This is a genomic window from Pseudomonas sp. HY13-MNA-CIBAN-0226 (assembly GCF_040310305.1).
GTDB lineage: Bacteria > Pseudomonadota > Gammaproteobacteria > Pseudomonadales > Pseudomonadaceae > Aquipseudomonas > Aquipseudomonas gregormendelii.
The window spans coordinates 20,153-34,417 of the sequence record NZ_JBEOPS010000013.1; the positions used below are offsets into that span (position 1 = coordinate 20,153).

Below are 14,265 nucleotides of genomic sequence, written 5' to 3' on the forward strand. Positions count from 1 at the left end.
TGATACAGGCAGGTCAGGGGTTCCTTCTTTACACCGGGCTCACGTCGTCATGCGCGAGCCCTCCCGTTTCGGGAACCTTGGTACAGGCAGGCCGGGGATTCCCTCTTTTATTGCTCCCGGAGATGGATCTCCAGCCGCCAGCGGTCATCGACCTCGCTACCGGCCCACTCGCCCAGCAGTGGCCGGGCAGCCACCACGGTCAGCAACAATCCCCCATCACTCAAACGCACTCGCCAGTTCGTGCTTTTATCATTGAGCTTGAGCTGCCCTTTCTGCGCCTTGCCTTCGGCCGCGAACAGCAGCGCAAGGCTGCCGTCGACGATCTCGCCATGGGTCTTGGGTTCGTTGCTGAACCACACGACCAATCCGTCACTCGTCACCTCGACCTGCTGCAGTTCACTGGGGTCGGGTGTGGTCAGGCGGCCAATCATCAGCCCGACCATGACACCGACTATCGCCAAAGAACCCATCACGCGCGGGAATAGTTTCGAACGCCGATCCTCGGGCGGCGTAGAATGCCGGTCATCTTTATCTTCGGAGCCGTGCATGTTTCACGTCATCCTCTTCCAACCAGAAATTCCGCCGAATACCGGCAACGTTATCAGGCTGTGCGCCAACAGTGGCTGCCACCTGCATTTGATCGAGCCGCTGGGCTTCGAGATGGACGACAAGCGTCTGCGCAGGGCGGGCCTCGACTACCACGAGTATGCCACCCTGCAACGTCACGCCGACCTCGCCAGCTGCCTGGAAAGCCTCGGTCACCCGCGCCTGTTCGCCTTCACCACCAAGGGCTCGCGGCCGTTCCATGATGCGAGCTTCGCCGAGGGCGATGCCTTCCTGTTCGGTCCGGAGAGCCGGGGCCTGCCGGCCGAGGTGCTGGACGCCCTGCCAGGCGAGCAACGCCTTCGGTTACCGATGCGCGAAGGCTGCCGCAGCCTGAACCTGTCGAACACCGTGGCCGTGGCCGTGTACGAAGGCTGGCGCCAGCTCGGCTTCAAGTAACCCGAAGATTATTTTCGCCTGACAGAAACAATCGCGGGCAAGCCCGCTCCCACAGGTTTTGCTCAATCCTGTGGGAGCGGGCTTGCCCGCGATTTGCAGCAGCGCCGCTTATTGAACCGTCGGAGTCTCGCCAGCTGCCTGCATGCGTTGCAGCTCTTGCGCGTACAGCGCATCGAAGTTCACCGGGGCCAGCATCAGGGCCGGGAACGAGCCGCGGGTTACCAGGCTGTCCAGGGTTTCGCGAGCGTACGGGAACAGGATGTTCGGGCAGAACGCACCCAGGGTGTGGCTCATCGAAGCGTCGTCCAGGTTCTTGATCAGGAAGATCCCGGCCTGTTGCACTTCAGCGATGAAGGCGACTTCGCCGCTCTCACCGTTCTTCACGGTCACCGACAAGGTCAGCACGACTTCGTGGAAGTCACCTTCCAGGGCCTTCTGGCGGGTGTTCAGATCCAGACCGACGCTCGGCTCCCACTGCTGGCGGAAGATCGCCGGGCTTTTCGGGGCTTCGAAGGACAAGTCACGTACATAGATGCGCTGCAAGGAGAATTGCGGTGCGGTTTCTTCTTCGCTAGCTGCAGTGTTCTGTTGGTCAGTCATCTCAGATCCTTTCTGATCTTGGGTCTTATAGGGAAGGCGTCAGGCCTTGAGCAGGGCGTCGAGCTTGCCGGCGCGCTCAAGGGCAAACAAATCATCACAGCCACCGATGTGGCGCTCGCCGATCCAGATCTGCGGGACGGAGGTCCGCCCGGCTTTCTGGGCCATGGCGGCGCGCACCTGCGGCTTGCCATCGACCTTGATCTCTTCGAAGGCCACGCCTTTGTTCTCGAGCAGGTACTTGGCTCGCGAGCAGTAAGGGCAGTAATCGCTGGAATAGACGACGACGTTGCTCATATCACTTCACCAGCGGCAGGTTGTCGCCTTTCCAGCTGGAGATCCCGCCGGACAGCTTGGCGGCGGTGAAGCCGGATTTCATCAGTTCGCGGGCGTGAGTGCCAGCGGTCTGACCCATGGCGTCGACCAGGATGATGGTCTTGGCCTTGTGCTTTTCCAGTTCGCCGACACGAGCAGTCAGTTTGTCGTGAGGAATATTCAGCGCGCCGACAATGTGACCGGCGGCGAAGTCCTTGGCCGGACGAATGTCGATCACCACGCCTGCGTCCTTGTTGACCAGCCCGGTCAGTTCACCGGTGCTCAGGCTACGACCGCCGCCCTTCATTTCATGGGCGATCAGCAGAGCCAGCAGAACGGCGAAGATACCGACAAGCAGATAGTGAGTGGTGGCAAATGCAATCAGGTGATCAACCATTGAAGGAGGTTCCAGGGCGTTAAAATGTCGGCCAGTATACACAGCCACTATGGTGGGCCAAACCCCGTCCGGCGGTGACGCAGCAGGAACTTACCTTTAAACTGCCACTCCCTTTTCCATTGCCCTCTTTTAACTCAGCCACGAGTGGAATCCATGACTACCACGCCTAAACCTTTGGTCCTGATCATCCTCGACGGCTTCGGTCACAGTGAGAGCCCTGAATCCAACGCCGTATTCGCCGCGAAGAAGCCTGTGCTGGACCGCCTGACGGCCTCCGTACCCAATGGCCTGATCTCCGGCAGCGGCATGGACGTCGGCCTGCCGGATGGCCAGATGGGCAACTCCGAAGTCGGTCACATGAACCTGGGTGCTGGCCGCGTTGTGTATCAGGACTTCACTCGCGTGACCAAATCGATTCGTGACGGCGAGTTCTTTGAAAACCCGACCATCTGCGCTGCCGTGGATAAAGCCGTTGCTGCCGGCAAAGCCGTGCACTTCATGGGCCTGCTGTCTGACGGCGGCGTTCACAGCCACCAGGACCACATGGTGGCCATGGCGGAACTGGCCTACAAGCGCGGCGCAGAAAAAATCTATCTGCATGCCTTCCTCGACGGCCGCGACACCCCGCCGAAAAGTGCCCAGTCGTCGATCGAATTGCTCGATGCCAGCTTCCAGGCCCTCGGCAAAGGCCGCATCGCCAGCATCATCGGCCGTTATTTCGCCATGGACCGCGACAATCGCTGGGACCGCGTAGCCCAGGCTTACAACCTGATCGTCGACGGCAACGGCGAGTTCAACGCCGCCACCGCCCAGGAAGGTCTGCAAGCCGCCTACGACCGTGGCGAGAGCGACGAATTCGTCAAGGCCACCTCCATCGGTGAGCCGGTCAAGGTCGAAGACGGCGATGCCGTGGTGTTCATGAACTTCCGCGCCGACCGCGCCCGGGAACTGACCCGAGTGTTCGTCGAGGACGATTTCAAGGAATTTGCCCGCGCCCGCCAGCCGAAACTGTCCGGTTTTGTCATGCTGACCCAATATGCCGCCAGCATCTCTGCCCCATCGGCTTTCGCCGCAGGCAGCCTGGACAACGTACTGGGCGATTACCTGGCGAAAAACGGCAAGACCCAGCTGCGCATCGCCGAAACCGAAAAATACGCTCACGTGACCTTCTTCTTTTCCGGCGGGCGCGAAGAACCGTTCCCGGGCGAAGAGCGCATCCTGATCCCGTCGCCAAAAGTCGCCACCTACGACTTGCAGCCGGAGATGAGCGCACCGGAAGTCACAGACCGGATCGTCGAGGCCATTGAAAACCAGCGTTATGACGTGATCGTGGTCAACTACGCCAACGGCGACATGGTCGGCCATAGCGGCGTATTCGATGCAGCAGTCAAGGCGGTTGAGTGCCTGGACCTGTGCGTGGGGCGCATCGTGGACGCGCTGGAAAAAGTCGGCGGCGAAGCGCTGATCACCGCCGACCACGGTAACGTCGAGAAAATGGCCGACGAAGAAACCCACCAGGCTCACACGGCGCACACCACCGAGCCGGTACCGTTCATTTATGTCGGCAAGCGTGATTTCAAGGTACGCCATGGTGGCGTACTGGCGGATGTGGCGCCGACCATGTTGATGCTGATGGGCCTGGAAAAACCGGCCGAAATGACCGGTACTTCGATCCTGGTGTAATCCGCCCGCACAAACACCGCAAAACCCTGTGGGAGCTGGCTTGCCAGCGATAGCTATCTGACACCAACCTCAATGTTGAATGTTCAGACGCCATCGCCGGCAAGCCAGCTCCCACAGTGGCTTATGGCGTTTTCGCAATGGAATCTGGCCTGTTGCTTGTCCCGGTTATCACACAGCCCCAATTGGGCATTTTTTTTGCTGCGCTTGGCGGGCATACTAGGCCGTCCCTTTCCCTGGTGTCGCCCGCCTTTATGCTTCGCGTCCTGATAGCCCTTGCCCTGACTTGCCTGCTCCAACCGGCCTTCGCTGACGAGCGCGCGCAAACCCAACAGCAGTTGGACGCCACGCGTCAGGACATTGCCGAGCTGAAGAAACTGCTGGGCAAGCTTCAGGAAGAAAAATCCGGTGTGCAAAAGGACCTCAAAGGCACCGAGACGGAAATGGGCAAGCTCGAAAAGCAGGTCGATGCCCTGCAAAAAGAACTGAAGAAAAGCGAAGCCGAGCTGCAGCGACTCGATGCCGAGAAAAAAAAACTCCAGAGCGCGCGCATTGAACAGCAACGACTGATTGCCATCCAGGCCCGAGCGGCCTATCAGAACGGGCGACAGGAGTACCTCAAGCTGCTGCTTAACCAGCAGAACCCGGAAAGATTCGCCCGCACCCTCGCTTATTACGACTACCTGAGCCAGGCCCGCCTGGAGCAGCTGAAAAACTTCAACGAAACCTTGCGCCAACTGGCCAATGTCGAAAAAGACATCGACATGCAGCAGGCTCAACTGCTGGTGCAGAAAAGCAGCCTGGACAGCCAGCGAGACGAGCTCGAAAAGGTGCGCCAGGAGCGCCAGCAAGTGCTCGCCAAGCTCAACCTCGACGTCAAGGCTCGCGACCAGAAGCTGGCGGCACGCGAGCAGGATCAGGCAGACCTGTCTAAAGTCCTTAAAACCATCGAAGAAACCCTGGCCCGTCAGGCCCGAGAGGCAGAAGAAGCGCGGCAAAAAGCGCTGATCGCCCAGCAGGAAGCCGAAAAAAAGCGTTTACGTGAGGCCCAGGCAGCAGCAGAAGACAACACTGACGCCCCACGCAAACAGGTCAAATCAACACCCGGCGCTCTGGTCTCAAGCTCAGGCGAAACCTTCGGTGGTGCTTTTGCTTCCACTCGGGGAAAACTTCCATGGCCTGTTGATGGTCGATTGCTGGCACGCTTTGGCGAATCCCGTGGTGATGACGCTCGAACCAAGTGGGACGGCGTAATGATCAGTGCTTCCGCCGGCAGCCAGGTGCATGCCGTGCACGGTGGTCGTGTGGTGTTTGCCGATTGGCTGCGCGGTGCCGGACTGCTGGTTATCCTGGATCACGGCAACGGTTTCCTGAGTCTTTATGGTCACAACCAGACGCTGTTGAAGTCTGCAGGTGACGTGGTTAAAGCCGGTGAGTCCATCTCCACTGTCGGTAGCAGTGGCGGGCAGGACACCCCGGCGTTGTATTTCGCTATTCGTCAGCAGGGTCACCCGAGTGATCCCGCGCAATGGTGCCGCGCGCAAGGATAAGCACGCCATCTACTTCAGGAGTTCGTTCGACATGCTGCATCTGTCCCGCCTTACCTCGCTGGCCCTGACGATCGCCCTGGTGATCGGCGCGCCTCTGGCGTTTGCCGCTCAACCGGCCCCGGTAGTCGCGCCTGCGGGCACTGCTGCGACCACCAAGGCGCCTTTGCCGCTGGAAGAGTTGCGCACCTTTGCCGAGGTCATGGACCGGATCAAGGCCGCCTATGTCGAACCTGTTGACGACAAGACGCTGCTGGAAAATGCCATCAAGGGCATGCTCAGCAACCTTGACCCGCACTCCGCCTACCTGGGCCCGGAAGATTTTGCCGAGCTGCAGGAAAGCACCAGCGGCGAATTTGGCGGCCTGGGTATCGAAGTCGGCGCCGAGGACGGTTTCATCAAGGTGGTTTCGCCGATCGATGACACCCCTGCGTCGAAGGCCGGCATCCAGGCTGGCGACTTCATCGTGAAAATCAACGGCCAGCCCACTCGCGGCCAGAGCATGACCGAAGCCGTGGACAAGATGCGCGGCAAAATCGGCCAGAAAATCACCCTGACCCTGGTGCGCGACGGCGGCACGCCGTTCGACGTGACCCTGTCCCGCGCCATCATCCAGGTGAAGAGCGTCAAGGCACAGCTGCTGGAGTCGGGCTACGGCTATATCCGCATCACCCAGTTCCAGGTCAAGACCGGCGAAGAGGTCTCCAAGGCCCTGGCCAAGCTGCGCAAGGACAACGGCAAGAAACTCAAGGGTGTCATTCTCGACCTGCGCAACAACCCGGGCGGCGTACTGCAATCGGCGGTGGAAGTGGTCGACCACTTCATCACCAAAGGCCTGATCGTCTACACCAAGGGCCGCATCGCCAACTCCGAGCTGCGCTTCTCGGCCACCGGCAAGGATGAAAGCGAAGCCGTGCCAATGGTCGTGCTGATCAACGGCGGCAGCGCCTCGGCCTCGGAGATTGTCGCCGGCGCCCTGCAGGATCAGAAACGTGCAGTGATCATGGGCACCACCAGTTTCGGCAAAGGCTCGGTGCAAACCGTGCTGCCGCTGAACAACGACCGCGCCCTGAAGATCACCACGGCGCTGTACTACACGCCGAACGGCCGCTCGATCCAGGCCCAGGGCATCGTCCCGGACATCGAAGTGCGCAAGGCGAAGATCACCAGCGAGCAGGACGGCGACTACTTCAAGGAAGCCGATCTGCAAGGTCACCTGGGCAACGGCAATGGCGGCGAAGACAAACCGACCGGCTCCGGCGGCAAAGCCAAGGCGATGCCGCAGGATGATGATTACCAGCTGGCCCAGGCGCTCAGCCTGCTCAAAGGTTTGAGCATCACCTCTGGCCGCTGAGATGTGCGTGCGGTTGCTGCTCGCCCTGTTGTGCTGCCTGGCGGGTGTTGCTCACGCGACGCCCGCCGCTACCACGGCGCATAAGGCCTACATCAGCCTGATCATTGACGACCTGGGGCAGAACCTGCCCCGGGACCGTCGAGTGCTTGCCCTGCCCGGCCCCGTGACGGCGGCGATCATGCCCGACACGCCACACGCCACCGAGTTTGCCCGTGAAGCACACCGCGCCGGCAAGACAGTGATCCTGCACATGCCCATGGACCCGGCCACCGGCCCGTTCGCCTGGCATCCCGAGCTGCCTATCGAAGAACTTGAGAAACGCCTCAACGCGGCGCTCAAGGTCGTGCCTTATACCGCCGGCATCAACAACCATATGGGCAGCCGCATGACCGCTCAGCGACCGGCCATGGCCTGGTTGATGGCGCACTTGCAGCGCCGGCACAAGCTGTTCGTCGACAGCCGCACCAGCGCGCAGACGGTTGCGGCGGCCGAGGCGCAGAAGATTGGGTTGGCGAGCGTTTCGCGGGATGTGTTTCTGGACGATGAGCGCACTGAAGCGGCGATTTTCACCCAGCTACAGACGGCGATCAGCCTGGCGCGCAAGCAGGGTTCGGCGGTGATGATCGGGCATCCGTATCCGCAGACGCTGGCGGTATTGGAGCGGGAATTGCCGAAACTCAAGGCTCAGGGGATTGAGTGGATCGACATCAAGCAAATGATCAGCGTGCGCGGCAATCGCGCGACGGCGGCTCACGGCAACGATGGCGTGTACCGCTAAAAGATCGCAGCCTTCGGCAGCTCCTACACGTCGGGGCGTTCGCCAGCTCCTACACGTGGGTGCGTTCGGCAGCACCTGTAGGGTGGTGCGTTCGGCGTAGGAGCTGCCGAAGGCTGCGATCTTTTGATTGACCTAGAGATACTTCGCCATGATCTCACCTACCACGCCTTCCTTGCGCAACTGATCCAGCGCGGCCTGCAGTTTGGCAACGGTGGTATCCGGAACGTCTTTGTTCAACGCCAGATAGAGCTCGGCACTGTTGAACCGCAGTACCGTCTTGAGCCCGTACACGCCCTCCTGACGCGCCAGATAACGCCCAGCCGGGTCACCCGTGGCCCACAGGTCGATCTGGCCATTGACCAGCTTCTTCGCGTTGTCCTGATCGCGCAGCACCAGGATCGGCTTTAGGCCCTGCTTGGTCAGCGTCTCGGCGATCGCATCGCCCTTGTAGGCACCGATCCGGTATTGGCTGGCCTGCTCCAGCGTCTCCAGGCTGATCTTGCTGTCTGCCTTGGCGAGCATGATCCAGTCATCAGGACCAATGGGGCCAACCCACTTGAAGAGATTTTCGCGATCAGGCAGTCGCGCCATCACGAACACGCCGTAGCCTGGTTTTTCGAGGGCGAGTTTATACACGCGCTCCCAGGGGAAACGCAGCGTCAGGCTGTAGGTGATATCAGCACGCTTGAACATCTCGCGGACGATGTCGGTGGCGATGCCATTGATATTTTCGTTCTGGGCGAAATTCTTGCCGTTCTTCGCCATGTTGTAGGGCGGGAAGTTTTCAGTCAGCAGCACCAGGTCGGTGGCGTGACTTTCTGCGGCAGGCACATTGTTGGAGAGCAATACGGCTGCGCTGGCGAGGACAAGAAGAAAGCGTTTCAGCATGTCTGGCTACCGAGATCCATGGCGTACCCAAGAGTGCCTTGAGCCCGCCATGATGTCCACTGGCCTGTACCGTTTGTTCAGCGCATCACAATGCCGCGATGAGCCATGTAGGCCTTGGCTTCCTGCACGGTGTATTCGCCGAAGTGGAAGATACTCGCCGCCAGCACAGCACTGGCGTGACCTTCGATAATGCCATCGGCCATATGCTGCAGGTTGCCGACGCCACCCGAGGCGATCACCGGGATCCCCAGTGCATCGCTGATGGCGCGAGTCACGCCCAGGTCGAAGCCGTTTTTCATGCCGTCCTGGTCCATGCTGGTCAGCAGGATTTCACCGGCGCCCAGGCCTTCCATCTTCTTCGCCCACTCCACCGCGTCGAGACCGGTAGGTTTGCGCCCGCCGTGGGTGAAGATTTCCCAGCGCGGGGTTTCGCCCGGGCCGGAGACTTTCTTCGCGTCAATGGCGACAACGATGCACTGCGAACCGAAATGCTGGGCAGCTTCGCCGACGAATTCCGGGTTGAACACGGCCGCGGTATTGATCGAGACCTTGTCCGCGCCGGCATTGAGCAAGTTGCGAATGTCCTGCACGGTACGCACGCCGCCGCCCACGGTCAGCGGGATGAATACCTGGCTGGCCATGCGCTCGACGGTATGTAGCGTGGTGTCGCGGCCATCGACGCTGGCGGTGATGTCGAGAAAGGTAATCTCGTCAGCGCCCTGCTCGTCGTAGCGACGGGCGATTTCCACCGGATCACCGGCATCGCGGATGTTCTCGAACTTCACACCCTTGACGACCCGGCCGTTGTCCACGTCCAGGCAAGGGATGATGCGTTTGGCCAGCGCCATAGTCAGTCCTCAGCCTTTATACGAATCGCAGAAAGCTTGCGCTTCGGCGACGTCGAGGGTGCCTTCGTAAATCGCCCGGCCGGTGATCGCGCCGATGATGCCAGGCGCCTTGGCGTCGAGCAGCGACTTGATGTCACCCAGGTTGTGGATGCCGCCGGAAGCAATCACCGGAATACGCGTGGCAGCCGCCAGCGCAGCGGTGTACGAAACGTTGCAGCCCTGCATCATGCCGTCTTTGGCGATGTCGGTATAAACGATGGCAGACACACCGTCGGATTCGAATTGTTTGGCCAGGTCGATGACGTTCACGGTGCTGATCTCAGCCCAGCCGTCGGTAGCGACGAAGCCGTCCTTGGCATCCAGGCCAACGATTACCTTGCCAGGGAATGCGCGGCAGGCTTCGGCGACAAACGCGGGGTCTTTCACGGCCTTGGTGCCGATGATCACGTAGCTCACGCCGGCTTTCACGTAGTGCTCGATGGTTTCCAGCGAACGGATACCGCCGCCGATCTGGATCGGCAGGTTGGGGTAGCGCCTGGCGATCGCAGTGACAACCTCGCCATTGACCGGCTGGCCTTCAAAAGCACCGTTCAGGTCGACCAGATGCAGACGGCGGCAACCGCCCTCTACCCACTTGGCGGCCATGCTCACCGGGTCATCGGAGAACACCGTGGAATCTTCCATGCGGCCCTGGCGCAGACGAACACAGGCACCGTCTTTGAGATCGATAGCGGGGATAATCAGCATCTGGCAAACCTTCAAATTCGATTGTTCAGCTTCGCTCGGAAATCAGTTTTTCTCGAGCGCCCACAAGTCGCTTTCGATGCTCTCGAACCTTTCTTTAAGGTGCGTCTGCACATCGAAAATCGCCCTGTTGTAATAGTGCGGAGCAATTTCGCGGGTAAACAGCTCAAGGATTTCGGCCGCTTCGAACGAACCCAGGTCCAGTTCGAAGCGATCCTCCATGAAGCGCTTGATCTTGTGATTGGCCTCATTCTCCTGTTCGGGAGTGAGGGTCAGGATCGGCGGCTTCTTCCTGGCCATTTACCAGCGACCATCCCACGCAGCGAAGTTCTGCAACAATTGCAGGCCATGGGTATGGCTCTTCTCCGGGTGGAACTGCACGGCGAAACGCGAGCCATCGGCCAGCGCCGCGGCGAAATCGACACCGTAGTGACCGCCACCCACCACCTGCCGCGCGTTGCCGGCAGCGATGTAGTAGCTGTGCACGAAGTAAAAACGCGCCAGGTCCGGAATGTTGTGCCACAGCGGATGCGAGATCGTCTGCTGCACTTCGTTCCAGCCCATGTGCGGGACCTTCAGGTGCTCGCCATCTTCATGCAGGTCCTTGCCGAAGAACTTCACCGCGCCGGGAAACAGGCCGATGCAGTCAACGCCGTCGTTCTCCTCACTGCTATCGAGCAGGGCTTGCATGCCGACGCAGATGCCGAGGAACGGACGGTCCTGGCTGACTTCGCGCACCAGCGAATCGAAGCCCAGGCGCCGGATCTCGGCCATGCAGTCGCGAATCGCGCCGACGCCGGGGAAAACCACCCGGTCGGCTTCGCGAATCACATTGGCATCGCTGGTGATCAGGACCTTGCCGGCACCGACGTGCTCGAGGGCCTTGGCCACCGAGTGCAGGTTGCCCATGCCGTAATCGATTACCGCGACCGTCTGCATTACAGAACGCCCTTGGTCGACGGCATTTGGCCGGCCATGCGGTCATCGAGCTCGACGGCCATGCGCAGGGCGCGGCCGAATGCCTTGAACACGGTTTCGATCTGGTGGTGGGTGTTGGTGCCACGCAGATTGTCGATGTGCAGGCTGACCAGTGCGTGGTTGACGAAGCCCTGGAAGAATTCCTGGAACAGGTCAACATCGAAACCGCCAACGGTGGCGCGAGTATAGGGAACATGCATCTGCAAGCCAGGACGGCCGGAGAAGTCGATGACTACCCGCGACAGTGCTTCATCCAGCGGGACATAGGCGTGGCCGTAGCGACGGATGCCTTTTTTGTCACCGATGGCTTTGGCAAAAGCCTGACCCAGGGTGATGCCGACGTCTTCCACGGTGTGGTGGTCGTCGATATGCAGGTCGCCCTTGCTGACGATATCCAGGTCGATCAGCCCGTGACGGGCGATCTGGTCCAGCATGTGCTCAAGAAAAGGTACACCGATATCAAATCGGGCCTTTCCGGTGCCATCCAGGTTGATCGAGGCTTTAATCTGGGTTTCCAGAGTGTCGCGCTCGACTGACGCCATACGTTCGGCCATCACCAGCTCCGCAAATCATTGGGCGAAAAAGGCATCCATTATAGGGGCGCGGGCGGGAAACAGAAACACGAGAGGTGATATCGCTGACGGAGTGAATTCAGGAGTGTGGCGGGTAGACATGTCCATACAAGCGATATTTGGAGACACATGAATCAAGTGTGGGAGTGAGCCTGCTCGCGACAGGGCCCGCACATTCAGCATTTCTGCCGACTGTCAGGCCGCAATCGCGGGCAAGCCCGCTCCCACAGGGTTGGGTGTTGGCCTGAAATTCAGGCCTGTCCCTTAGTGAAACAGCACCGCCGTTTTCTGCAGGGTCACCCAGACACCCCACGCCAACGGAATGCCCACCACCAGCCAGGCGGCAATCGCCAGCGGCTTGGTACCCGGGGCGGCTTTCCACTCCAGCACGGTAGTGCTGTCAGCGCCCTTGTCGTGACCCAGCGCCTGTTCGGCGGCCAGTTCGGCGTCGGTCATGAAGTACTTGTCCGCCACCGGCCGCACCAGCAGGTTGCACAGGAAGCCCAACACCAGCAGGCCTGCCAGGATGTACAAGGTGATGTCATACGCTGCCGCGCGCTCCACCCCCATGCTCAGCTGATACTCGCGCAGGTAGTTCACCAACACCGGCCCCAACACACCCGCCGCCGCCCATGCGGTCAGTAGGCGACCGTGAATCGCCCCCACCATCTGGGTGCCGAACAGGTCCGCCAGGTAAGCCGGCACCGTCGCAAAACCACCGCCGTACATCGACAGGATGATGCAAAACGCCGCCACGAACAGCGCGATATTGCCCAGGTGGCCCAGGTTCGGGATCAGCGCGTACAGCGCGAAACCCAGGGCGAAGAACACGAAATAGGTGTTTTTGCGGCCCAGGTAATCCGAGAACGACGCCCAGAAGAAACGACCACCGATGTTGAACAGGCTCAGCAACCCGGTAAAACCTGCCGCAATGGCAGCGATCGAAGCCAGTTGCCCGGCATCCAGTTGGCCAAATGGCAGGTCGACACCGATCAGCTTGCCGCCAAACACTTCCTGCAACAGCGGCGACGCCATGCCCAGGATGCCGATACCGGCAGACACGTTGAGGCACAGAACCAGCCAAACCAGGCGGAATTGCGGGGTTTTCCACGCCACATTCACGTGCACATGGCGATGGGTGATCATCGCATTCGCAGTTTTCTTGGCCGGGGCAGTCCAGCCCTCAGGCTTCCAGCCCGTTGGCGGAACGCGGTAGGACAGTGCGCCGCCGATCATGAACACGAAGTAGATCGCGGCCATTACCAGGAAGCTTTGCCACACCCCGACGCTGGTCGGCGAGGCAAAATGCCCCATCAGCGCCGCAGCGAGCGGAGCCCCCACCATAGCGCCACCACCGAAGCCCATGATCGCCATGCCAGTGGCCATGCCGCGTTTGTCCGGGAACCACTTGATCAGGGTCGAAACCGGCGAAATGTAGCCCAAACCAAGGCCGATGCCGCCAATGACCCCGGAACCTACCCACATCAGCCAGATCTGGTGGGTATAAATCCCCAGCGCCGATATCAGCAGACCACCACACCAGCACAATGCCGACACTACGCCAGCCTTGCGCGGCCCGGCGTGTTCCAGCCAGCCACCCCAGATCGCCGCCGAGCAACCGAGGAAAATGAAGAACAGGGTGTAGATCCAGCCGAGCATCGAGATCGGCCAGTCGCACTGGGAGGAGAAGATTTGCGAAATAAAGCTCATGTCCGGCGCGCAAGCCACCGGTGCGGTCACACCCAGGGCTTTGGACAACGGCAGCCAGAACACCGAAAAGCCGTAGGCCATGCCGATGCACAGGTGGATCGCCAGTGCGGCTGGCGGTACCAGCCAACGGTTGAAACCGGGCTTGGCGATGATGCGTTCCTTGGACAGGAACGCAGGCTGGCCGGCTATGCCGTCAGCCGTGATGCTCGTGGTCATTGTGTATCCCCCAATTATTAGTATTGTTCGCCAGCCACTGCTCATCCCCAGCCTTTATGCACACAGGCATGACTGTCTTGTCAGATGAAGCTCCATTTTGATGCAACATCAAGTCGCAGAAGGACGGACGTACCAGCAGAGGTTACCATTTGCGCGTGGCAGAAAAATCAAGCTGCCATCACCTTTTGCACGTCATCTGATCTCTTTCCCGCTGGAGCCGCCATGCCGATCGTTGTCGAGTCGCTCAAAGATGCCAACTATCAGGATCAGCAAGACCTGCAGAAGATCTACCTTGATGCGCCGCAGTGGCTCTTCGCACCCTTTGCCTCGCCGCAACAGTTGATCGAAGCCTGCCTGGGCGATGGCTCACTGATCGCCGGGCGCTTCAATGACCGGTTGCTGGGTGCAGCTCGCCTGCAACGGCACCAGAACGTCTGGCACCTGTCGCAATTGTGCGTGCGCAAGGTCACCCGTCGACGCGGCGTCGCCGAACGCCTGGTGGACGAGGCGCGGAAAATGGCCCGCGACGCCGGCGCCACCTTGCACCTGCTGGCCCCCGCCGGCCATCTTGAAGCCCAGGCGCTCGCCGCCAAGCTGAAAGTGTCGCTGGATGAACTGACAACGTGATCGCCGACCGAT

The 14,265-nt window shown here is 60.4% G+C and carries 17 protein-coding genes; 6 read left to right on the plus strand and 11 right to left on the minus strand.

Annotated elements, in window-relative coordinates:
• Window positions 1–107: 107 nt before the first annotated feature.
• Window positions 108–548 (minus strand): hypothetical protein, encoded by a 441-nt coding sequence (locus tag AAEZ05_RS15550; RefSeq protein WP_350597988.1) that lies wholly within the window; start codon window positions 546–548, stop codon window positions 108–110.
• On the opposite strand from AAEZ05_RS15550, the gene AAEZ05_RS15555 reads away from it, so the two are divergent.
• A complete protein-coding gene (locus tag AAEZ05_RS15555; RefSeq protein WP_007949025.1) occupies window positions 547–1,002 on the plus strand; it encodes a tRNA (cytidine(34)-2'-O)-methyltransferase in 456 nt (151 codons plus the stop codon). The two genes, AAEZ05_RS15550 and AAEZ05_RS15555, sit on opposite strands and share 2 nt — an antisense overlap.
• 108 nt (window positions 1,003–1,110) lie before the next feature.
• On the opposite strand, the gene secB is transcribed toward AAEZ05_RS15555, so the two are convergent.
• Genes secB through AAEZ05_RS15570 form a run of 3 tightly spaced genes read right to left on the minus strand, consistent with a single transcriptional unit; the run spans window position 1,111 to window position 2,311 of the window.
• Window positions 1,111–1,602, minus strand: coding sequence for a protein-export chaperone SecB (gene secB, locus AAEZ05_RS15560; protein WP_045061997.1), 492 nt, complete (start codon window positions 1,600–1,602; stop codon window positions 1,111–1,113).
• 39 nt (window positions 1,603–1,641) lie between these two features.
• Window positions 1,642–1,896: a glutaredoxin 3 gene (grxC, locus tag AAEZ05_RS15565; protein WP_045061998.1), complete on the minus strand. Its 255-nt coding sequence runs from the start codon at window positions 1,894–1,896 to the stop codon at window positions 1,642–1,644.
• A gap of 1 nt (window position 1,897) precedes the next feature.
• Window positions 1,898–2,311: a rhodanese-like domain-containing protein gene (locus tag AAEZ05_RS15570; RefSeq protein ID WP_045061999.1), complete on the minus strand. Its 414-nt coding sequence runs from the start codon at window positions 2,309–2,311 to the stop codon at window positions 1,898–1,900.
• A gap of 153 nt (window positions 2,312–2,464) precedes the next feature.
• On the opposite strand from AAEZ05_RS15570, the gene gpmI reads away from it, so the two are divergent.
• The 4 genes from gpmI (at window position 2,465) to AAEZ05_RS15590 (ending at window position 7,670) form a co-directional block, all read left to right on the plus strand.
• Window positions 2,465–3,994, plus strand: a complete 1,530-nt coding sequence (gene gpmI / locus AAEZ05_RS15575) for a 2,3-bisphosphoglycerate-independent phosphoglycerate mutase (protein WP_350647939.1) — start codon at window positions 2,465–2,467, stop codon at window positions 3,992–3,994.
• Between the two features lie 251 nt (window positions 3,995–4,245).
• Window positions 4,246–5,541 carry a murein hydrolase activator EnvC family protein gene (locus AAEZ05_RS15580; RefSeq protein WP_350647941.1) on the plus strand — a complete coding sequence of 432 codons (1,296 nt, stop codon included), beginning with the start codon at window positions 4,246–4,248 and terminating at the stop codon, window positions 5,539–5,541.
• 31 nt (window positions 5,542–5,572) lie between these two features.
• Window positions 5,573–6,892 carry a S41 family peptidase gene (locus AAEZ05_RS15585; protein WP_045062002.1) on the plus strand — a complete coding sequence of 440 codons (1,320 nt, stop codon included), beginning with the start codon at window positions 5,573–5,575 and terminating at the stop codon, window positions 6,890–6,892.
• Window position 6,893: 1 nt separating this feature from the next.
• The gene (locus tag AAEZ05_RS15590) at window positions 6,894–7,670 is read left to right on the plus strand and encodes a divergent polysaccharide deacetylase family protein (RefSeq protein ID WP_350647943.1); all 777 of its coding nucleotides are present in this window, start codon (window positions 6,894–6,896) and stop codon (window positions 7,668–7,670) included.
• Between the two features lie 132 nt (window positions 7,671–7,802).
• On the opposite strand, the gene AAEZ05_RS15595 is transcribed toward AAEZ05_RS15590, so the two are convergent.
• The 7 genes from AAEZ05_RS15595 to AAEZ05_RS15625 form a co-directional block, all read right to left on the minus strand.
• The gene (locus AAEZ05_RS15595; protein ID WP_045062004.1) at window positions 7,803–8,558 is read right to left on the minus strand and encodes a substrate-binding periplasmic protein; all 756 of its coding nucleotides are present in this window, start codon (window positions 8,556–8,558) and stop codon (window positions 7,803–7,805) included.
• A gap of 77 nt (window positions 8,559–8,635) precedes the next feature.
• Entirely contained in the window at window positions 8,636–9,406 is a 771-nt protein-coding gene (hisF, locus tag AAEZ05_RS15600) for an imidazole glycerol phosphate synthase subunit HisF (protein ID WP_350647946.1), read from the minus strand.
• A 9-nt stretch (window positions 9,407–9,415) separates the two neighbouring features.
• Entirely contained in the window at window positions 9,416–10,153 is a 738-nt protein-coding gene (gene hisA, locus AAEZ05_RS15605; protein WP_045062005.1) for a 1-(5-phosphoribosyl)-5-[(5-phosphoribosylamino)methylideneamino]imidazole-4-carboxamide isomerase, read from the minus strand.
• A gap of 42 nt (window positions 10,154–10,195) precedes the next feature.
• The gene (locus AAEZ05_RS15610; protein ID WP_045062006.1) at window positions 10,196–10,450 is read right to left on the minus strand and encodes a DUF2164 domain-containing protein; all 255 of its coding nucleotides are present in this window, start codon (window positions 10,448–10,450) and stop codon (window positions 10,196–10,198) included.
• The gene (gene hisH / locus AAEZ05_RS15615; protein WP_045062007.1) at window positions 10,451–11,089 is read right to left on the minus strand and encodes an imidazole glycerol phosphate synthase subunit HisH; all 639 of its coding nucleotides are present in this window, start codon (window positions 11,087–11,089) and stop codon (window positions 10,451–10,453) included.
• Window positions 11,089–11,682: an imidazoleglycerol-phosphate dehydratase HisB gene (gene hisB, locus AAEZ05_RS15620; protein ID WP_007897437.1), complete on the minus strand. Its 594-nt coding sequence runs from the start codon at window positions 11,680–11,682 to the stop codon at window positions 11,089–11,091. The genes hisH and hisB overlap by 1 nt, the downstream gene beginning before the upstream one ends.
• Before the next feature lie 282 nt (window positions 11,683–11,964).
• A complete protein-coding gene (locus AAEZ05_RS15625; protein ID WP_350647948.1) occupies window positions 11,965–13,626 on the minus strand; it encodes an OFA family MFS transporter in 1,662 nt (553 codons plus the stop codon).
• Window positions 13,627–13,848: 222 nt separating this feature from the next.
• On the opposite strand from AAEZ05_RS15625, the gene AAEZ05_RS15630 reads away from it, so the two are divergent.
• The gene (locus AAEZ05_RS15630) at window positions 13,849–14,253 is read left to right on the plus strand and encodes an acetyl-CoA sensor PanZ family protein (protein ID WP_350647950.1); all 405 of its coding nucleotides are present in this window, start codon (window positions 13,849–13,851) and stop codon (window positions 14,251–14,253) included.
• Window positions 14,254–14,265: the final 12 nt, after the last annotated feature.

What these genes read in the sequence shown, in the direction of transcription:
- AAEZ05_RS15595 (WP_045062004.1), bottom strand. Translation starts at nt 8,558, where the DNA reads ATGCTGAAACGCTTTCTTCTTGTCCTCGCCAGCGCAGCCGTATTGCTC.
- AAEZ05_RS15630 (WP_350647950.1), top strand. Translation starts at nt 13,849, where the DNA reads ATGCCGATCGTTGTCGAGTCGCTCAAAGATGCCAACTATCAGGATCAG.
- gpmI (WP_350647939.1), top strand. Translation starts at nt 2,465, where the DNA reads ATGACTACCACGCCTAAACCTTTGGTCCTGATCATCCTCGACGGCTTC.
- AAEZ05_RS15610 (WP_045062006.1), bottom strand. Translation starts at nt 10,450, where the DNA reads ATGGCCAGGAAGAAGCCGCCGATCCTGACCCTCACTCCCGAACAGGAG.
- AAEZ05_RS15580 (WP_350647941.1), top strand. Translation starts at nt 4,246, where the DNA reads ATGCTTCGCGTCCTGATAGCCCTTGCCCTGACTTGCCTGCTCCAACCG.
- AAEZ05_RS15555 (WP_007949025.1), top strand. Translation starts at nt 547, where the DNA reads ATGTTTCACGTCATCCTCTTCCAACCAGAAATTCCGCCGAATACCGGC.
- hisF (WP_350647946.1), bottom strand. Translation starts at nt 9,406, where the DNA reads ATGGCGCTGGCCAAACGCATCATCCCTTGCCTGGACGTGGACAACGGC.
- hisB (WP_007897437.1), bottom strand. Translation starts at nt 11,682, where the DNA reads ATGGCCGAACGTATGGCGTCAGTCGAGCGCGACACTCTGGAAACCCAG.
- hisH (WP_045062007.1), bottom strand. Translation starts at nt 11,089, where the DNA reads ATGCAGACGGTCGCGGTAATCGATTACGGCATGGGCAACCTGCACTCG.
- AAEZ05_RS15570 (WP_045061999.1), bottom strand. Translation starts at nt 2,311, where the DNA reads ATGGTTGATCACCTGATTGCATTTGCCACCACTCACTATCTGCTTGTC.
- secB (WP_045061997.1), bottom strand. Translation starts at nt 1,602, where the DNA reads ATGACTGACCAACAGAACACTGCAGCTAGCGAAGAAGAAACCGCACCG.
- AAEZ05_RS15550 (WP_350597988.1), bottom strand. Translation starts at nt 548, where the DNA reads ATGCACGGCTCCGAAGATAAAGATGACCGGCATTCTACGCCGCCCGAG.
- AAEZ05_RS15590 (WP_350647943.1), top strand. Translation starts at nt 6,894, where the DNA reads ATGTGCGTGCGGTTGCTGCTCGCCCTGTTGTGCTGCCTGGCGGGTGTT.
- AAEZ05_RS15585 (WP_045062002.1), top strand. Translation starts at nt 5,573, where the DNA reads ATGCTGCATCTGTCCCGCCTTACCTCGCTGGCCCTGACGATCGCCCTG.
- grxC (WP_045061998.1), bottom strand. Translation starts at nt 1,896, where the DNA reads ATGAGCAACGTCGTCGTCTATTCCAGCGATTACTGCCCTTACTGCTCG.
- AAEZ05_RS15625 (WP_350647948.1), bottom strand. Translation starts at nt 13,626, where the DNA reads ATGACCACGAGCATCACGGCTGACGGCATAGCCGGCCAGCCTGCGTTC.
- hisA (WP_045062005.1), bottom strand. Translation starts at nt 10,153, where the DNA reads ATGCTGATTATCCCCGCTATCGATCTCAAAGACGGTGCCTGTGTTCGT.